Consider the following 660-nt stretch of genomic DNA (forward strand, 5'->3'; position numbering starts at 1 on the left):
GTAAGCGTCGCGTGAGGGCCGTTGAGATTTTCCTAGACAGACGTTAAAACGCAGCACCTGCGCAGTGGCGCCTGGCAGAAGGGATCAAGGGTTGAGACTTGCAGGCCTGCGCAGATGCTTCACGACGTTCCAGGGCAACAATTCGTCGATGCGGTTGGCCCGATGATCTGCGATGTGCGTGAGCACGTATTCTAGGTAGGTGCGTGGATTGACGTCGTTCAATTTGCACGAGCCGATGAGGCTGTACATCGCGGCGGCTCGTTCACCACCACTGTCCGAGCCAGCAAACATAAAATTGCGCCGACCAAGAGCTACACATCGCAAAGCGTTTTCGGCAAGTACGTTGCTTATCTCGGCGCGGCCATCATCACAGAATAGCGTGAGTCCGTCCCAGCGATTCAGAGAGTAATTAATGGCTTCGACTAATGGCGCTTTCGGCCATAGCGTCGCTAGCTTCTCCCTCATCGACGTCTCGATGGCATCAAGCAGCGGTTTGCTCTTCTCTTGCCTGACGCGTCGCCGCTCATCGGGTGGCTTACCGCGGATAGCAGTCTCGATTTCGTAGAGATCGCCGATCATGTCAAGCCATCGCTTCGTGGTGTCCGATGGGGCGGTCTCATGCACATTGAATACGTATCGTCGGGCGTGATCCTTATCTGG

At 55.6% G+C, this 660-nt stretch carries 1 protein-coding gene; it reads right to left on the reverse strand.

Features of this window, described 5'->3' with window-relative positions; translation table 11 throughout:
- Window positions 1-84: 84 nt before the first annotated feature.
- On the reverse strand, window positions 85-660 hold a 576-nt coding region (locus AWB74_RS45145; RefSeq protein ID WP_143749578.1), incomplete at its 5' end, for an IS66 family transposase.

Origin of the sequence: Caballeronia arvi, assembly GCF_001544695.2 — a bacterium.
GTDB lineage: Bacteria > Pseudomonadota > Gammaproteobacteria > Burkholderiales > Burkholderiaceae > Caballeronia > Caballeronia arvi.